This window comes from Micromonospora sp. NPDC001898 (assembly GCF_042891255.1).
Classification (GTDB): domain Bacteria; phylum Actinomycetota; class Actinomycetes; order Mycobacteriales; family Micromonosporaceae; genus Micromonospora.
Map to the genome: position 1 here is coordinate 149,360 of NZ_JBIATC010000003.1, position 16,138 is coordinate 165,497.

14 protein-coding genes are annotated in these 16,138 nt (G+C 72.4%); 9 read left to right on the forward strand and 5 right to left on the reverse strand.

The features are described 5' to 3' along the window. Nucleotides 1-26: 26 nt before the first annotated feature. Nucleotides 27-1,418 (reverse strand): MFS transporter, encoded by a 1,392-nt coding sequence (locus tag ACFYZF_RS08675; RefSeq protein ID WP_387017341.1) that lies wholly within the window; start codon nt 1,416-1,418, stop codon nt 27-29. Nucleotides 1,419-1,646: 228 nt separating this feature from the next. On the opposite strand from ACFYZF_RS08675, the gene ACFYZF_RS08680 reads away from it, so the two are divergent. Beyond that, entirely contained in the window at nt 1,647-2,132 is a 486-nt protein-coding gene (locus ACFYZF_RS08680; RefSeq protein WP_387018367.1) for an iron chaperone, read from the forward strand. A 63-nt stretch (nt 2,133-2,195) separates the two neighbouring features. Here ACFYZF_RS08680 and ACFYZF_RS08685 read toward each other — a convergent pair whose 3' ends face one another. Next, complete coding sequence (locus ACFYZF_RS08685) at nt 2,196-2,693, reverse strand: GNAT family N-acetyltransferase (RefSeq protein WP_387017343.1); 498 nt, start codon at nt 2,691-2,693, stop codon at nt 2,196-2,198. 153 nt (nt 2,694-2,846) lie between these two features. After that, entirely contained in the window at nt 2,847-3,818 is a 972-nt protein-coding gene (locus ACFYZF_RS08690) for an NAD-dependent epimerase/dehydratase family protein (RefSeq protein ID WP_387017345.1), read from the reverse strand. A 310-nt stretch (nt 3,819-4,128) separates the two neighbouring features. On the opposite strand from ACFYZF_RS08690, the gene nudC reads away from it, so the two are divergent. After that, entirely contained in the window at nt 4,129-5,061 is a 933-nt protein-coding gene (gene nudC / locus ACFYZF_RS08695) for an NAD(+) diphosphatase (protein WP_387017347.1), read from the forward strand. A 537-nt stretch (nt 5,062-5,598) separates the two neighbouring features. Beyond that, complete coding sequence (locus ACFYZF_RS08700; protein WP_387017348.1) at nt 5,599-6,942, forward strand: hypothetical protein; 1,344 nt, start codon at nt 5,599-5,601, stop codon at nt 6,940-6,942. Between the two features lie 147 nt (nt 6,943-7,089). On the opposite strand, the gene katG is transcribed toward ACFYZF_RS08700, so the two are convergent. Both katG and ACFYZF_RS08710 read right to left on the reverse strand, forming a co-directional pair. Beyond that, on the reverse strand, nt 7,090-9,366 hold the full coding sequence (gene katG / locus ACFYZF_RS08705; RefSeq protein ID WP_387017350.1) for a catalase/peroxidase HPI: 2,277 nt from the start codon (nt 9,364-9,366) through the stop codon (nt 7,090-7,092). Nucleotides 9,367-9,389: 23 nt separating this feature from the next. After that, the gene (locus ACFYZF_RS08710; RefSeq protein ID WP_387017352.1) at nt 9,390-9,818 is read right to left on the reverse strand and encodes a Fur family transcriptional regulator; all 429 of its coding nucleotides are present in this window, start codon (nt 9,816-9,818) and stop codon (nt 9,390-9,392) included. A gap of 290 nt (nt 9,819-10,108) precedes the next feature. On the opposite strand from ACFYZF_RS08710, the gene ACFYZF_RS08715 reads away from it, so the two are divergent. Genes ACFYZF_RS08715 through ACFYZF_RS08740 form a run of 6 tightly spaced genes read left to right on the forward strand, consistent with a single transcriptional unit; the run spans nt 10,109 to nt 16,122 of the window. Next, on the forward strand, nt 10,109-11,041 hold the full coding sequence (locus ACFYZF_RS08715; RefSeq protein ID WP_387017354.1) for an STM4015 family protein: 933 nt from the start codon (nt 10,109-10,111) through the stop codon (nt 11,039-11,041). 7 nt (nt 11,042-11,048) lie between these two features. Next, entirely contained in the window at nt 11,049-11,996 is a 948-nt protein-coding gene (locus ACFYZF_RS08720) for an STM4015 family protein (RefSeq protein ID WP_387017356.1), read from the forward strand. Between the two features lies 1 nt (nt 11,997). Further along, complete coding sequence (locus ACFYZF_RS08725; RefSeq protein ID WP_387017358.1) at nt 11,998-13,128, forward strand: STM4014 family protein; 1,131 nt, start codon at nt 11,998-12,000, stop codon at nt 13,126-13,128. Then, nucleotides 13,116-13,919: an STM4013/SEN3800 family hydrolase gene (locus tag ACFYZF_RS08730; RefSeq protein WP_387017360.1), complete on the forward strand. Its 804-nt coding sequence runs from the start codon at nt 13,116-13,118 to the stop codon at nt 13,917-13,919. The genes ACFYZF_RS08725 and ACFYZF_RS08730 overlap by 13 nt, the downstream gene beginning before the upstream one ends. After that, nucleotides 13,916-15,241 (forward strand): STM4012 family radical SAM protein, encoded by a 1,326-nt coding sequence (locus ACFYZF_RS08735; protein WP_387017362.1) that lies wholly within the window; start codon nt 13,916-13,918, stop codon nt 15,239-15,241. The genes ACFYZF_RS08730 and ACFYZF_RS08735 overlap by 4 nt, the downstream gene beginning before the upstream one ends. Further along, nucleotides 15,238-16,122 carry an STM4011 family radical SAM protein gene (locus ACFYZF_RS08740; RefSeq protein WP_387017363.1) on the forward strand — a complete coding sequence of 295 codons (885 nt, stop codon included), beginning with the start codon at nt 15,238-15,240 and terminating at the stop codon, nt 16,120-16,122. Before ACFYZF_RS08735 ends, ACFYZF_RS08740 begins: the two co-directional genes overlap by 4 nt. Nucleotides 16,123-16,138: the final 16 nt, after the last annotated feature.

Sequence of the window (16,138 nt, forward strand, 5' to 3'; positions counted from 1 at the left end):
GACCGTAGGCGGGAGGTCCGGCCCCGCTAGGCGGGCTGCTCCGCGTACGGGCGAGTCCGTTCGGCCCACCGCACGACGTACGGCGTCACCAGCCCTCCCGCGACGAACACCCCGCCGAGCAGGAGCCAACCAGGGACTCCCCAGGCGATGCAGAAGAGCGCCAACACGGTGGGGGCGACCACGTTCGCCAGGCCGGCCCCGAACCCGAACAGTCCCATGTACTGCCCCTGGGCGTGGGCGGGAGCGAGGCTGAATCGGAGTTCCAGCGAGCCGGCCGTGTGCCAGAGTTCACCGATCGTGTGGACGATGACGCCGAAGACGATGCCGATGAGCGCAAGGCGCGAGGAGAGTCCTGCCGCTGCGGCCATCGCAGCCATGCCGACGAAGAACGCCACACCCGCACGCCGCATGGCTCTCCCGGCGGTGATGCTGTCAGTCACTCCCCGGCTGGCCCTGATCTGGAGCAGCACCACCAGGGCGGTGTTGACGAATGCTCCCGCGCCGATCAGCCACCGTGGTGCGCTGGTGTGTCCGACGATCCAGAGCGGCAGTGCGAATATCAGCACCTGATGGTGGACCGACATGATGCCGTCGAGCACGGTCACGGCCGCGTACGACCGGTCCTTCAGCACCCCCCAGCGGCTGGCCGTCTGTGGTGCGGGCACGGGCGGCAGCGACGGCAGCGCGGCGATGACGGCGGCGCTGGCCGCGAAGGTGAGCGCATTACCCAGCACCAGGGCCAGGTAGGCCGGACGCGAGTCGTACTGCACTGCGAAGCCGGCGGCCACGGCGGAGCAACTGCCGGCGAGATTCGCGACCGAGCGCAGGTACGCGCGGTATCTGGTGAGATCGGCACCGCCGACTCCGCGAACCAGCGGGCCGCGCGCGGCTCCCCCCGCCGAACGAGCGAGCTCGCTCATGCACAGCGCCACCAGGAACATCCAGAACGACTGTACGAGGACCAGCGCCGCCATCGCCACGCCCTGAATGACGAGCATCCACAGATAGATTTCTCGCGGTCCCCGTCGGTCGGCGAGGTGCCCGACCGGCACGCCGGTCAGGAGGCCAACCGCGGCCGCGATGCCCATTCCGATACCGACCTGCGCCAGGGAAAGCCCGACGACACGGGTGAAGAAAAGCGCGGCGCTGACCATGAAGACGCCGCTGCCGATCATGTTGACGAACGTCGCCAGAGCGAGGATCCGCTGCGGACGCGTATCCGGAATCAACCCCCGCCGGACCAGCATCGACGGCCTTTGCTCCTCCTCATCGGTCGAGTTTCCACCCGATGGATGGCTGTTTTTCTGACCCCGTAAACCCTGCACGGACTTCGGATCCTTCCCCCGTTGATTCGGCTGCGAATTTAGCCAGATCACACGGGGCTGGTAATCAGTAAATCGCTCGATACCGGTGACCACCGGCCCGTGCTAAATTTCTTAGCGTCGGGAAGAGACCGGCAGGTTCAGCCGATCTCCGTCGGCCACGGTCTGCGGTACGGGCATCGCACAGGTCCCGGCGACCTCGCCGCGTGGCGCGGCCCTCCCGCCGACGGACCGGTCAGGATTCGAGAAGGCGCGGCCCGTCACCTGCGGCTAGCGTGGATGACCACGCCGACCACGGTGACGGACGAGAGGAGCGGCACGTACGTGAGCGCTGCGTCGAAAGCCAGCAAGGAGAGCAGCCAGGGCAGGTCCTCCGGGGAGAGCTTCTCCGAGGTCGAGCGCTCCGCCATCAAGGACCGCGCGGCGGAGTTGAAGGCGGAGGCTCGCCGCAGCAAGAGCGCGAACAAGGCGGCGGCCGACGAGAAGGATGTGCTGGCGAAGATCGCCGAGATGGCGCAGCCGGACCGTGCGGTGGCCGAGCGCCTGCACGCCATCGTCGCGGAAACCGCTCCGGAGCTGGCCCCGAAGCTGTGGTACGGCCAGCCCGCCTACGCCCGGGGTGGAAAGGTGGTCTGCTTCTTCCGCAGCGGCCAGGTGGACAAGGAGCGCTACTCGTCGTTCGGGTTCACGGCGGAGGCGAATCTCGATGAGGACCACGGCATGTGGGCAACGTCCTTCGCCGTGACGAAGTTGAGCGAGAAAGGCGAGGCGGCGGTCAAGAAGCTGCTCAACAAGGCCATGCGCGGTTGACCACCTCAGCGAGCGGGCGGGCCACGCGTTGAGTAGGTTGCAGTACCAGTGCGACCGGGCGCGTCACGAGGCCGGCGGCAGCGCGAGCCAGTCCCGCCAGGTGATGTCACGGCCGATGCAGCGGGGCTGCTGGAAGGGCCAGTCGGCGGCGATCCACTGCGGCACCAGCGCGTCGAGCGCACGCTCCGCCTCGCCGCCGACGAGGTCGTCCACCACCCACCAGGAGACCTCCGCGTCCGCGCCGGTGCGCTCGGGCGGGTCGATGTAGACGCAGCCGAGGATCGCCGTCTCCTCCTCATCCAGCAGCGCGTAGTTGAACGACTGGTGCGCGGCGATCTCCTTCTCGTGCCGCAGGAGGTCGATGCGGTCCTCCTCGTACGTCATCGTCTCGCTGGGCCAACCCCAGGCCGGGCCGAAGATCTCCCACAGGCGTTCCCGGGAGCCCATCACGGCGGGGTAGTCGATCGCGGTGTCCGCCTCGCGGATGGGCCGGAGGTGAAGCGCGGTGCCGGGCACGGGCACACGGACGGGGTGGACGAAGTCGTCGGGCAGCCAACTCATGAGGGCCGAGACTACAACCGGCCGGAGGCCTTCGCGACGAACTTTCAGTGGCGGCCGGGCCTCGACGCATCCGCTGCACAACCGCCCAGGAAGCGTCCGGGTGGATTCCTGCTTCGCTGCGCGGTGCCGGCACGGATGCCGGTTTTACCTGCTTCATACGGTGAGCGGTCGGGCTACCTCCAACTTTCCGTGGTCGATCAGCCAGCGGACGGATTCGAGCACGGCGGCCTGCGGTTCGTAGCGCGGCGCGTAGCCGAGCAGGGTTCTGGCCTTCTCGATGCTGAAGCAGTGGCTGCGGTATAGGTGTTCCCAGCTCATCTCGGCGTGCTCCGGCGTCGTGGTCTGACGGAATTCTTCCCAGGTCACCGATTCCAGCGACCCGGTGTGCCCGAACCAGCCGGCGGCCTCGTGGGCGTACCCGCGGACGGTCAGCGCGGTGGGGGCGACGATGCTGAAGTCCTCGCCCGCCGCCGCGTCCCGACGCTCGATTGCTTGCTCGAAGGCCTGGGCGACGTCGGCGGCGTGCACGTGGTGCATCAGCTCGACGCCGCTACCGGGGACCTGCAGCGGACGCCCGGCCGAGAGCGTCTGCCAGACCGCGGGGTCGACGTTGCCCAGCGGGCCGATCGGGTGCCAGCCGGGACCGACGATGTGCCCGGGGTGCAACGACGTGGTCACCAGGCCCCCGGAGTCGGTCTCCTCCTTCAGCATCCGGGCGATGCGGTCCTTCTGGATCCCGTACTCGCCGAACGGGGCGGTGCCCGACGCTTCGGAGATCGGCACGTGGTGACTGGGCCCGTAGCGCCAGACGGACCCACAGTGCAGCAGGTGCCCGGCCCGGCCGCGGAGGCTCCCGACCAGCGCGGTGGCCGACTCCAGGGTGAAGCAGACCAGGTCGACCACGATATCCGGGCGGAGCCCGGCCACCCTGTCGCCGAAGGTGCCCTCACGGTCTTCCCGCTCCCGGTCGGCGACGACCCGGTGCACCTGCTGCCACTCGGGCCCGTCGGCGTAGGGGGTGCTGGTGCCGCGGCTGATGCTCAGTACCTCGTGGCCGGCGCGCACCAGCCGGGGGACGAGGAATGTGCCGATATGGCCACTTCCGCCGATAACGACGACTCGCATGACTGTCCCATCAATGTCCGGGGCCGTGGGGCCGTGTCTTCGGCGTACCGGCCCAGCTCGGGACGGCCGGCGTGCAGCTAGGGTAGAGCTGTCCGCATGGTGGGCCCGGCTGGTCGGGTTGGGCAGGACGAAGGTGAGCCGGCGGTGGCCGTACCCCTCTTCGGTGAGCAGTGCCCGCAGGCCGGCCATGGCGACCCGCCGGGGAGCGCGTTGGTCGTCCGATGCCGGCTGATCTCCCCGGCGGATCGCGGCTGATGGACGGAAGGGCTCATCGCCCCTCGGATGCTGGGGTCCGTGGTAGAAACCCCGCGTGGCGTTCGACGATCTGGCCTACACCGGGACACCGCACGACCGAGTCCCGGGCCGGCGTGCTGACCCCGAGTGGGTTGCCGGCCAGCTCGCCCGCCCCGACGTCCGGCTGGTGCCGATGTGGCGGGACCGCTGCCTTCTCGCCGCCGGCGTCCCGGTCGTCGCGACCGGCGCCCGGGGCCGAGAGATCGCGGCCGCAGCCGACGAGTTGGTGCTGCTCGGCTTGGACGACGGCACGCCCGTCTTCGCCGCCGACGTGAGCGCCGCCGCCGAGCCCGCCGCGCTGCGGTTGTGCGCCGCGCAGACGAGCACCGATCTCCGTACGTTGGCAGCCAGCCAGCCGCACCCGCACGCCGCGACCCTGGCGTACGCCCGCGGTCTGCTCCATTGGAACCGCCACACCCGCTTCTGCGGCGCCTGCGGGTCGCCCGCCCGCAGCGCCCAGGCCGGCCACGTCCGGGTGTGCACCGGCCCGGAGTGCAATCGGCTGCTGTTTCCCCGGATCGAGCCGGCCGTGATCGTGCTGATCGAGATCCCCGGCCCGCAACCGCGTTGCCTGCTGGCCCGGCACCACGGCGCGGGCCCGGACAACTTCTCGTTGCTGGCCGGCTTCGTCGAGATCGGCGAGAGCCTGGAGGGCACGGTACGCCGCGAGGCCGCCGAGGAGGCGGGCGTCGCGGTCGGCCCCGTCACCTACCAGGGCTCCCAGGGATGGCCGTTCCCGTCCGGGATGATGATCGGGTTCATCGGGCAGGCGCTCGACGAGCGGATCGACGTCGACGGTGCGGAGCTGCTCGAAGCGCGCTGGTTCACCCGCGCCGAGGTGGTCGAGCGAATCGTCAACGGCCCCGGCGCGGGGCCTGTCGACTCGATCGGCGGATGGTTGCTGCGCTCCTGGGCCGGACTCGGCGCGGCAGCGGAAGACCGTCCCTGACCCGACCGGACTTCAGCTGTCCGGCTCAATCGCAATGGAACAGCGAAAGAAACCAAGCGTTGATCGCGAACTTTCGTGAGGGGAGTCGGCGCGGGCCGGTGCCCCTGGCGCAGCGGATGCGTTCCTCGACACGGGGCCGGGTGCCGTGGCGGGCTTCCAGCGGTCGCAACGCTCCGGCACCCGGCTTCGCGTCCGGACCGGTGAGCCAGTCGAGGACGGCGTGGCTGGCATGACGTCCGCTACGCGAGGCAACGGGCTCAATCCCCCACCGCATCCCGAGCGGCGTCATCCGCCGCGCGGGAGGCGGCACCTGGGCCCATCTCCGGATCAGATACACCTCGAGGTCACCGCCCTGCTCGCCCACCTTGACGGGCCCGACCCCGGAGCGTCGGAACTCCGCCGGCGAACCAACCGCGTGAGCCTGCTGCGGGGTGGGGTGTTCGTGGCGTGGAGACGGCGGTAACGTAGCGCCCCATCATGCCCGCATCGCCGTCTTGCATCGGGCCTGAGGTCGCCGATCGTATGGAGGATGCCGGAATGTCCACCGGGGAGTCGTTCGCGGTACGCAACGAGCCGAACGGGCGGCCGAGCTTCGAGCAGGCGCTGCGCGGCTACGACAAGAGGCAGGTCGACCGGTACGTCGAACAGGTCGAGGCCGGCACCGCGTCCCTGTCGGCCGAACGGGACCGGGCGCAGTTCCAGCTGCGCAACCACACCCTCCAGTTCCAGCAGCTCCAGGCGGAGCTGACCGAGCTGCGCCAGCGCCCGGCGCAGGTGGACCGGGCGTCCTTCAGGGACCTGGGGCCGGTGGTCGACCAGATCCTCGCACTCGCCGAGAAGCAGGCCGGGCTGATCGCGGAGACCGCCACAGAGCGGGCCGGCGAGTTGCAGGGCGAGGCGGAGCGGGTCCTGGTGGAGGCGCGGGAGCGCGCCGCCCAGACGCTGCACGACCTGGAGGCGGAGCTGTCGGCCCGGCGCGCCGAGCAGGAGAAGGCGTACGAGGAGCGGCGCTCGGCGGCCGAGGCGCAGCTCGCGGACATCCAGGAGCTGGTGGAGCAGCTACGGGTGGACGGCGAGGCCGCCCACGAGCACGCCCAGCAGGAGGCGAAGCGGATCAACGAGCTGACCGCCCAGCAGGTGGAGCAGGCCCGCGTTGCGGCCGAGGCGCTGACCAAGGCGGCCCGTACGCAGATCCAGCAGGAGGTCCAGGCGGCGCGCGCGCAGAGCCAGCAGGAGTTGACCCAGTGGCGGGTCAACGTGGAGCGGGAGATCAACGAGCGGCGGGCGGCGGCCGAGCAGGAGTTGGCCGAGCACCGGGCGGCGGCCGAGCGGGACGTGGCCGGCCAGCTAACCGCCGCGGAGGAGAAGATCGCCACGCTGATCGCCGAGGCGCAGCAGTACTCGACGGAGGTGCGCAAGCGCGCCGACGAGCAGGCGACCGTGCACCAGGAGCAGCTCGCCGCCGTGCAGCAGGAGGTCGGCGGCCAGCGGCAGGCGCTGACCCAGCTGCACGCCGAGCTGGACGGCGCCCAGCAGCAGCTCGCCCGGGTCCGCCAGGAGGGGGCCGCGGTCGAGCACCAGGTCAACCAGTTGCAGCAGCACCTGGGCGAGATCCGGCAGGAGCTGGCGGTCGAGACGAGCCGGCTGGAGGAGGCGCGCCGTTCGGCGGACTCGGTCGAGCAGCACGCCAAGGACGTCCGGGCCCGGGTGCAGCGCGAGGCGAAGCGGGTGGCGGACCTGGCCGCCGCCGCGGTGATGGCCGCCGCGGCCGGGGGCGGCGAGACCGCCGAGTACCCGACGGTGCGGTCCCGCCCGGAGGCGGACCGGCCCGCCGAGGCGGCCGGCCAACAGCCCGCGCCCGAGGTGGCTGCGAGCGCCTGACCTGGCCGCCTCCGACACGTGAGCGGCAGTCGTCCTCGGCCCAGCGGCCGGGATGGCGGGCGGGCATCAGGTCGACCAGCGCGGTGGTACGGACGGGCCCCGGCCGATCGCTGGTGGATCGGCCGGGGCCCGTCGTTCGAAGCCGGGTCAGTCGAGGTCGAACCGGTCGAGCTCCATGACCTTGGTCCAGGCTGCGACGAAGTCGGCCACGAACTTGTCGCGCGCGTCCTGGCTGGCGTAGACCTCCGCGAGGGCCCGTAGCTGGGAGTTGGAGCCGAAGACGAGGTCGACCGCGGTGGCGGTCCACTTCACCTCGTCGGTGCCCAGGTCCCGGATCTCGTACCCGTGCTCCTCGGACTCCGACGCCTTCCACCGGGTGCTCGGGGAGAGCAGGTTGGTGAAGAAGTCGTTGGTGAGCACGCCGGGCCGTTCGGTAAGCACGCCGTGCCGCGTGCCGCCGACGTTGGCCCCGAGCGAGCGCAGGCCGCCGATGAGGACGGTCATCTCGGGCGCGGTCAGGTTGAGCATGTAGGCACGGTCGAGGAGCAGCACCTCCGGCTGGGTCTTCTCGCCGGGACGCAGGTAGTTGCGGAACCCGTCGGCGCGCGGCTCAAGGACCTGGAAGGACTCGGCGTCGGTCTGCTCCGCGGTGGCGTCGGTGCGGCCCGGGCGGAACGGCACGGTCACCTCGACGCCGGCGTCGCGCGCCGCCTTCTCGACGGCGGCCGAGCCGGCCAGCACGATCAGGTCCGCGAGCGAGATCTTCGCGCCGCCGGCGGAGTTGAACTCCCGCTGGATGCCCTCAAGGGTCGTCAGGACCGTCGCGAGCTGCTCGGGCTCGTTGACCTCCCAGCTGCGCTGCGGCTCGAGACGGATCCGCGCGCCGTTGGCGCCGCCGCGCTTGTCGGTGGACCGGAAGCTGGCGGCCGAGGCCCAGGCGGTGGAGACCAACTGGGCGGTCGGGATGCCGGAGTTCAAGATCGTCGCCTTGAGGGCGGCGACGTCGGCGTCACCCACCAGCTCGTGGTCGACGGCCGGCACCGGGTCCTGCCACAGCTGGGGCTCCGCGACCCACGGCCCGAGGAAGCGGCTGACCGGACCCATGTCGCGGTGCAGCAGCTTGTACCAGGCCTTGGCGAACGCCAGCGCGAACTCGTCGGGGTTCTCCAGGAAGCGGCGCGAGATCTTCTCGTACGCCGGGTCGACGCGCAGCGACAGGTCGGTCGTGAGCATCGTCGGCTTGTGCTTCTTCGACGGGTCGTGGGCGTCCGGGATGATCGCCTCGGCGTCCTTGGCGACCCACTGCTTCGCGCCGCCGGGGCTCCTGGTGAGTTCCCACTCGTAGCCGAAGAGGATCTCGAAGAAGCGGTTGCTCCACTGCGTCGGCCGGTCGGTCCACGTCACCTCGAGACCGCTGGTGATCGTGTCACCGCCCTTGCCGCTGCCGTGGGTGCTCAGCCAGCCCAGGCCCTGCGCCTCCAGCGGGGCGCCCTCGGGCTCGGGGCCCACGTGGTCGTCGGCGACGCCGGCGCCGTGGGTCTTGCCGAAGGTGTGTCCGCCGGCGATGAGTGCGACGGTCTCCTCGTCGTTCATCGCCATCCGGGCGAAGGTCTCCCGGATGAAGTGCGCCGCCGCGAGCGGGTCCGCGTTGCCACGGGGGCCCTCCGGGTTGACGTAGATGAGACCCATCTCGGTCGCCCCGACGCCGGCCGCCATCTCCTTCTCGGAGGCGTAGCGCTCGTCGCCGAGCCAGGTGTCCTCCGGACCCCAGAAGATCTCCTCGGGCTCCCAGACGTCCTCCCGGCCGAAGCCGAAGCCGAAGGTCTTGAAGCCCATCGACTCCAGGGCGACGTTGCCGGCGAGCACGAGCAGGTCGGCCCACGAGATCTTCTGGCCGTACTTCTGCTTGACCGGCCAGAGCAGCCGGCGGGCCTTGTCGAGGTTGGCGTTGTCCGGCCAGCTGTTGAGCGGGGCGAACCGTTGACCGCCGTCACCGGCGCCGCCGCGACCGTCCTCGATGCGGTAGGTGCCCGCGGCGTGCCAGCTCATCCGGATCATCAGGCCGCCGTAGTGACCGAAGTCGGCCGGCCACCAGTCCTGCGAGGTGGTGAGGGCCTTGGTGATGTCCTGCTTGATGGCCTCGACGTCGAGCTTGGCGACCTCCCTGGCGTAGCTGAAGCCCTCCCCCAGCGGGTTGCCCTTGGACGAGTGGGCATGCAACACCGAGAGGTCGAGCTGGTTGGGCCACCAGTCCCGGTTGGAGCGCGGACGCCCTCCGGTCTTCGGCGTCGGCGAGTCGATCGCCGGGTTCTCGCTCTCGCTGCCGTGCGCGGTCACGGAGTCGTGCGCGACCGGGCAGCCGGCCGCCTCCTTCTTGTCCACGCCCTGCGCGCTGGAGGGGGCGTTGTCCTGGATGTCGCTCATCTGCATCCTTCCGAACTGGCGGATCACTGGGAGTTGCGTTCGGTCGCACAGCCGGGGCAGGTGCCCCAGTAGACGACCTCCGCCTCGTCGACCGCGAAGCCGTGGTCGTCCGAGGCGGTGAGACAGGGAGCATGGCCGACAGCGCAGTCGACGTCGGCGATCGCGCCGCAGGAGCGGCACACGACATGATGGTGGTTGTCCCCCACCCTGGACTCGTACCGGGCGATCGCACCGGCAGGCTGGATGCGCCGCACCAGACCGGCGTCGGTGAGCGCCCGCAACACGTCATACACCGCCTGGTGGGAAACCGTGGGCTGATCCGCCCGTACCAGCGCGATCACCGTGTCGGTGTCGACATGCGAATGGTCACGCAGCGCTGCGAGCACCGCCAACCGGGGCCGGGTCACACGCAACGAGACCGCGCGCAGCTGAGCCTCGAAGTCGGACGGCACATGATGACCATAGTCCACTCTTCTGGAACGAATCAATTTTCACCCAGGTTCGGTCCGCGCATCTTCGACGCAGAGAGCCGGCCGACCAGCCGGTAGAGTCCCCGCCTCGGCCCGCCGACCAGCCGGCCTCCAGTGACCCTGCCGGGTGGCGGTGTGGAGTGGCGGATCAGCCGGCCGAAACACCCCGGCGTGGTCGGGGTCGACCGGCCGCCACCCGCGCCGGTGATCTTTCTGTCGGCACGGGCTGTTACGGTCGCGCCGCCGCTGAACCAGTCGAGCCGGAGGTTGGCGTGATCAGGTCCCATCTGTCGTCGTTCACCGGGCTGCCCGTGCTGCCCTTCACCCCCGGGATGGTGCTGCCCGAAGATCCGTCGGCGGTCGCCTGGCGGCTGGAGGTGGAGGACTTCGAGGCCGACCCGGAGGAGTTCGCCGCCCTGGTCACGGCCCTGCGCGCCGAGGTGCCCGCCGACGCGGTCCGCGCCCTGGTGATCGGCGAGTGGGGCTCGGCGTACGAGGAGGCGCCGCCGATCGACCTGCTGGTCGACGCGGCACAGCAGTGGACGTCGCTGCGGGCGATCTTCCTCGCCGACCTGGTCAGCGAGCAGTGCGAGATCTCCTGGCTCAGGCACGGCGACATCACCCCGCTGCTGGCGGCGTACCCGTCGCTGGAGGTGCTGTGGGTGCGCGGCGCCAACGAGCTGCGCCTCGACCCGGTGCGGCACACCGGGCTGCGGGAGCTGGTCTTCCAGACCGGCGGGCTGCCCGGGTCGGTGACCCGCGCGGTCGGCGGCTGCGACCTGCCCGCGTTGGAGCGCCTCGAGCTGTGGCTCGGCCGGCAGGACTACGGCGGCGACACGACCGTGGACGACCTGGCCGAGGTGCTGGCCGGCACGCGGCTGCCGGCGCTACGCCACCTCGCGGTGAGCAACGACGCGTTCGCCGACCTGACCGCGCGGGCCGTCGCCGCCGCGCCGGTGGTCCGCCAACTGGAGGTCCTCGACCTGTCCAAGGGGGTGTTCACCGACGCCGGCGCGGAGGCGCTGCTGGCCGGGCAGCCGCTGACCCACCTGCGCCGCCTCGACCTGCACCACCACTTCCTCTCCGAATCCACGCGCGAGCGGATCGCCGCCGCCCTGCCGGGCGTCGAGGTCGACCTGTCGGACCCGCAGACCGTCGAGACGTACAACGGCCGCGAGTACCGCTTCACCGCGGTCGGGGAGTGAGCGGAACATGACCGTCGGATCCCACGCCGACTCCTTCGCCGGTCGCACGGTCGTCGAGGTACCCGCCGACGGCCCGCTGCCCGACGCCGACGGCCCCACGGCCTGGCGGATCGCCGCGCACGACTGGGACAACAGCACCGACCACAAGCTCAACCCCCAGTTCCGCGACGCGTTCGAGCGGTTCGTCGACCGGGCGGGCGAGTCGGTGGAGGCCCTGGTGATCGGCTCCTGGGGATACGCCGCGTTCAACGAGGCCCCGATCGTCCAGCTCTGCGAGGCCGCGCCGCGCCTGCCCCACCTGAAGGCCCTCTTCCTCGGCGACATCGTCGCCGAGGAGTGCGAGATCTCCTGGATGCGGGTGGGCGACGTCAGTCCGCTGCTGACCGCCTACCCCGGCCTGGAGGTGCTGCGGGTACGCGGCGGGGAGGACTTCCGGTTCTCGCCGGTGCGCCACGAGCGGCTGCGCCGGCTGGAGGTGCAGAGCGGCGGGCTGCGCCCCGCCTTCGTCCGGGCGGTGCTCGACTCCGAGCTGCCCGCCCTGGACGAGCTGGAGCTGTGGCTCGGCACCCCCGACTACGGCGGCGACACAGGCGTGGCGGACCTGGCCCCGCTGCTGGCCGGGGAGCGGTTCCCCGCGCTGCGGCGGCTCGGGCTGTGCAACTCCGAGATCGCCGACGACATCGCCGAGGCCCTGGCCGCCGCGCCGGTGGTGAAACGGCTGGAGGCGCTGGACCTGTCGCTGGGCACCCTCGGTGACCGGGGGGCCCTCGCCCTGGCCGGCGGGCAGCCGCTGACCCACCTCGCCAAGCTGGACCTGAGCCACCACTACGCCTCCGAGGAGACCGTCGCGGCGGTGAAGGCGGCCCTGCCGGGCGTGTGGGTGGACCTGTCCGACCCGCAGGAGGAGGAAGAGTACGACGACGAGACGTACCGGTACACGGCGGTGTCGGAGTGACATGCGGCTGACCGTCGTCGGCAACCCCGACAACCGGCGCGTCGGCCTGTTCACCCGGGCCGTGCTGGCCGCCGGCCTGCCCCGGCCTGCGGTGCTGCCCTGGGTCGACGTGCTCACCGGCGCGGCACCGCCGCCGGCGGGCGCACTGGTGCGCGTCGACTCCCCCGGCGAGGACCCGGAGGTGGACCGGCTGCTGCGTCGGGCAGGCGGCCCGGCCCGGCACGGCGAACTGATCGGCCTCGCCGACACGTACGCGGGGCTGGTCGGCGGCCTCGGCCGGGTCGCCGCCGGCGGCGCGGAGCTGCTCAACGACCCGGCCGACGTGGCCGCGCTGTGCGACAAGCGCCGCTGCCACGCCCTGCTGTCCGCCGCCGGGGTTGCGGTGCCGGGCGCGCTGCCCCCGGTCGACGGGTACGCGGGCCTGCGCGCGGCGATGGCGGAGGCGGGCTGGGCGCGGGTGTTCGTCAAGCCCGCGCACGGCTCGTCGGCGGCGGGGGTGATCGCCCTCGCGGTCGGTCCCGGCCGGATCCGGGCGGTCACCCCGATCGAGGTGGCCCCGGACGGCCTGTTCAACTCGCTGAAGGTACGCCACTACGACGACGAGGCCACCGTCGCCGCGCTCGTCGACCGGCTCGCCCCGGAGGGGCTGCACGTGGAGCGGTGGCTGCCCAAGGCGGGGCTCGGCGACCGGGTCGTCGACCTGCGGGTGGTGGTGGTCGCCGGCCGGCCCAGCCACGCGGTGGTGCGCGCCGCCCGGGGGCCGATGACGAACCTGCACCTGGGCAACGCACGCGGCGACCTGGCCGAGCTGCGGGACGCCGCCGGGCCCGCGGCGTGGTCGGCGGCGATGGAGACCTGCGAGCGGGCCGCGGCGTGCTTCCCGCGCAGCCTGCACGTCGGCGTGGACCTGATGTTCCTGCTCGGCTGGCGGCGGCACGCGGTGGCGGAGGTCAACGCGTTCGGGGACCTCCTGCCCGGGGTCTTGGTCGACGGCCGGGACACCTACGCCGAGCAGGTGCACGCCCTGACCAGCGGCCGGTGGGACCGTTGGCGGGCGGCCGGGGCGCGGGCCGGGCAGCCGGTGGGGCAGCCGGGCCCGGCCGGGCGGGAGGTGGTCGCGTGCGGAGCCTGATCGGCGGTCACGACATCTGCCTGGTCACCCTGGACACGCTGCGCTGGGACGTGGCCGACGCGCTGGCCGCAGCCGGGCGCACCCCGCAGCTCGCGCGGGCGCTGCCGGGCGGCCGGTGGGAGCGCCGGCACTCCCCCGCCAGCTTCACCTACGCCGCGCACCACGCGTTCTTCGCCGGCTTCCTGCCCACCCCGGTCACCCCGGGCCGGCACGAGCGGCTGTACGCGGCGGCGTTCCCCGGCAGTGAGACCGCAGGCTCCGACACCTGGGTGTTCGACGCTCCGGACCTGCCGACCGCCCTCGCCGGGGAGGATTACCACACCCTCTGCCTGGGCGGGGTGGGGTTCTTCAACCGGCGCAGCCCGCTCGGGGCGGTGCTGCCCGGCCTGTTCGCCGAGGCGCACTGGGAGCCGGAGTTCGGGGTCACCTCCCCCACCTGCCTGGACGCTCAGCTCGACCGGCTGGCCGAGGTGCTGCCCCGGGTCCCCGCGCGCCAACCGCTTTTCACGTTCCTCAACGTCGCGGCGCTGCACCAGCCCAACCGGCACTACGTCCCCGGCGCCGAGCACGACGACCGCGCCAGCCACGCCGCCGCCCTGGAGTACGTCGACAGCCGCCTCGGCCGACTGTTCGCCCTGCTCACCGGGCGCAGCCGGCCGGTGTTCACGATCATCTGCTCCGACCACGGCACGGCGTACGGGGAGGACGGCCACACCGGCCACCGGATCGGCCACGACGTGGTGTGGACGGTCCCGTACGCCCACTTCATCCTGCAACCGGGAGAATGGTGACCAGCACCGACACGGGCCTCGACGGCTCGCCGTACCAGCAGTACCTGTACGCGTACCCGCACAAGACCTCGTACCGGGCGCTGCGGCCCCGGCCACCGCTGGCCGACGTGTGGCGGGCCGAGGCACGCGACGCGCTCTTCCTCTACGTCCACCTGCCGTTCTGCGAGATGCGGTGCGGATTCTGCAACCTGTTCACCCGGGCCAACGCCCCCGCCGAGCAGGTCACCGCGTACCTGCGGCAGCTACGCCGGCAGGCCCAGCGGGTGGCTGACGCGCTCGGCGGCGACGCCGGGTACGCCCGCACGGCCCTCGGCGGCGGCACGCCGACCTACCTGACCGCCGACGAGCTGACCGAGCTGTTCGACATCGCCACGTCCACGCTCGGGGCGCGGCTGCCCGGCGTACCGCTGTCGGTGGAGACGTCGCCGGCCACCGCGACGCCGGACCGGCTCGCGGTGCTCGCCGCGCACGGCACCACCAGGGTGAGCATGGGGGTGCAGAGCTTCCTCGACGTCGAGGCCCGCGCCGCCGGCCGGCCACAGCGCCGCACGGAGGTGGAGGCCGCCCTCGGCGCGATCCGCGACGCGCGGATCCCGGTGCTCAACGTCGACCTGATCTACGGCATCGACGGGCAGACCGCCGGCACCTGGCGGCAGAGCCTGGACGCGGCCCTCGCGTGGCGGCCGGAGGAGCTGTACCTCTACCCGCTCTACGTGCGACCGCTGACCGGGCTGGGCCGGCGGGCGCACGGCCGGGCGGACTGGGACGCGCAGCGGCTCGCCCTGTACGAGCAGGCGGTGGACGCCCTCGGCGCGGCCGGGTACCGCCAGGAGTCGATGCGGCAGTTCCGCCGGGCCGACGTGCCGGCGCCGGACGGCCCGGACTACTGCTGCCAGGACGACGGGATGGTGGGGCTGGGCTGCGGCGCGCGCTCCTACACCACGGGCCTGCACTACTCGTTCGACTACGCGGTGAGCGTGTCCGAGGTGCGGGTGGTGCTCGACGACTACCTGGCCCGGCCGGCCGACGACTTCCGGTTCGCCGAGTTCGGGTTCACCCTCGACGACGCCGAGCAGCGCCGCCGCTGGCTGCTCAAGTCGCTGCTGCGTGCCGAGGGGGTGGACCCGGTCGCCTACCGGGCCCGGTTCGGCCGCCCGCCCGGCGAGGACTTCCCCGAGCTGGGGCGGCTGGTGGACCGGGGCTGGGCCGCCGACGGCGGGCTGCGGCTCACCCCGGCGGGGCTGGCCCGCTCCGACGCGGTCGGCCCGTGGCTGACCTCCGCGCAGGTGCGCAGCGCGATGACCGGGTACGTGCCGCGGTGAACCCGGCCGGTCAGCGTGGCGGGGCGACGGGCCTGGCGATCCTCTACCGGGGGCCCCTGGCGAGCTGCAACTACGACTGCCCGTACTGCCCGTTCGCGAAGCGGCGCGACCCGCCGGAGCTGCTGGCCGAGGACCGGGCGGCGCTCGCCCGGTTCACCGGCTGGGTGGCCACCAGCACCGACGTGCGGCTGTCGGTGCTGTTCACCCCGTGGGGCGAGGGGCTGACCCGCCGCTGGTACCGGGACGCCATGGTGACGCTGTCGCACCTGCCGCACGTCGACCGGGTGGTCATCCAGACCAACCTGGCCGCCCGGGTGGACTGGCTGGCCGACGCCGACCCGGCCCGGGCGGCGCTGTGGACGACGTACCACCCGGGGCAGGTCACCCGGGAACGTTTCCTGGCCCGCTGCGCGCGGCTGGCGGAGCTGGGGGTCCGGTTCTCCGTCGGGGTGGTCGGCCTGCCGGAGCACCTCGACGAGGCGCGGGCCCTGCGCGCCGCGCTGCCGCCCGAGGTGTACCTGTGGGTGAACGCCGCCGAGGGCCGCCGCTACGACGCCGCCGAGGAGGCGACCTGGACGGCGCTGGACCCGCTGTTCGGCTACAGCGTGCGCCCGCACCTGTCCCTGGACCGGCCGTGCCACGCCGGGGAGACGGCGATCTCCGTGCTCGGCGACGGCACGGTGCGCCGCTGCCACTTCGTCCAGGAGCCGATCGGCAACCTGTACGACGGGTCGTGGCGGGCCGCGCTGCGCCCCCGCACGTGCGTCAACGCGGTCTGCGACTGCCACATCGGGTACGTCCACCTCAAGCCGCTCGGGCTGCGCGACGTGTTCGCCGGCAGGCTGCTGGAACGCATCCCGGCCGCCTGGCCGCCCGGCTGACCCCAGTCCCGCCGAC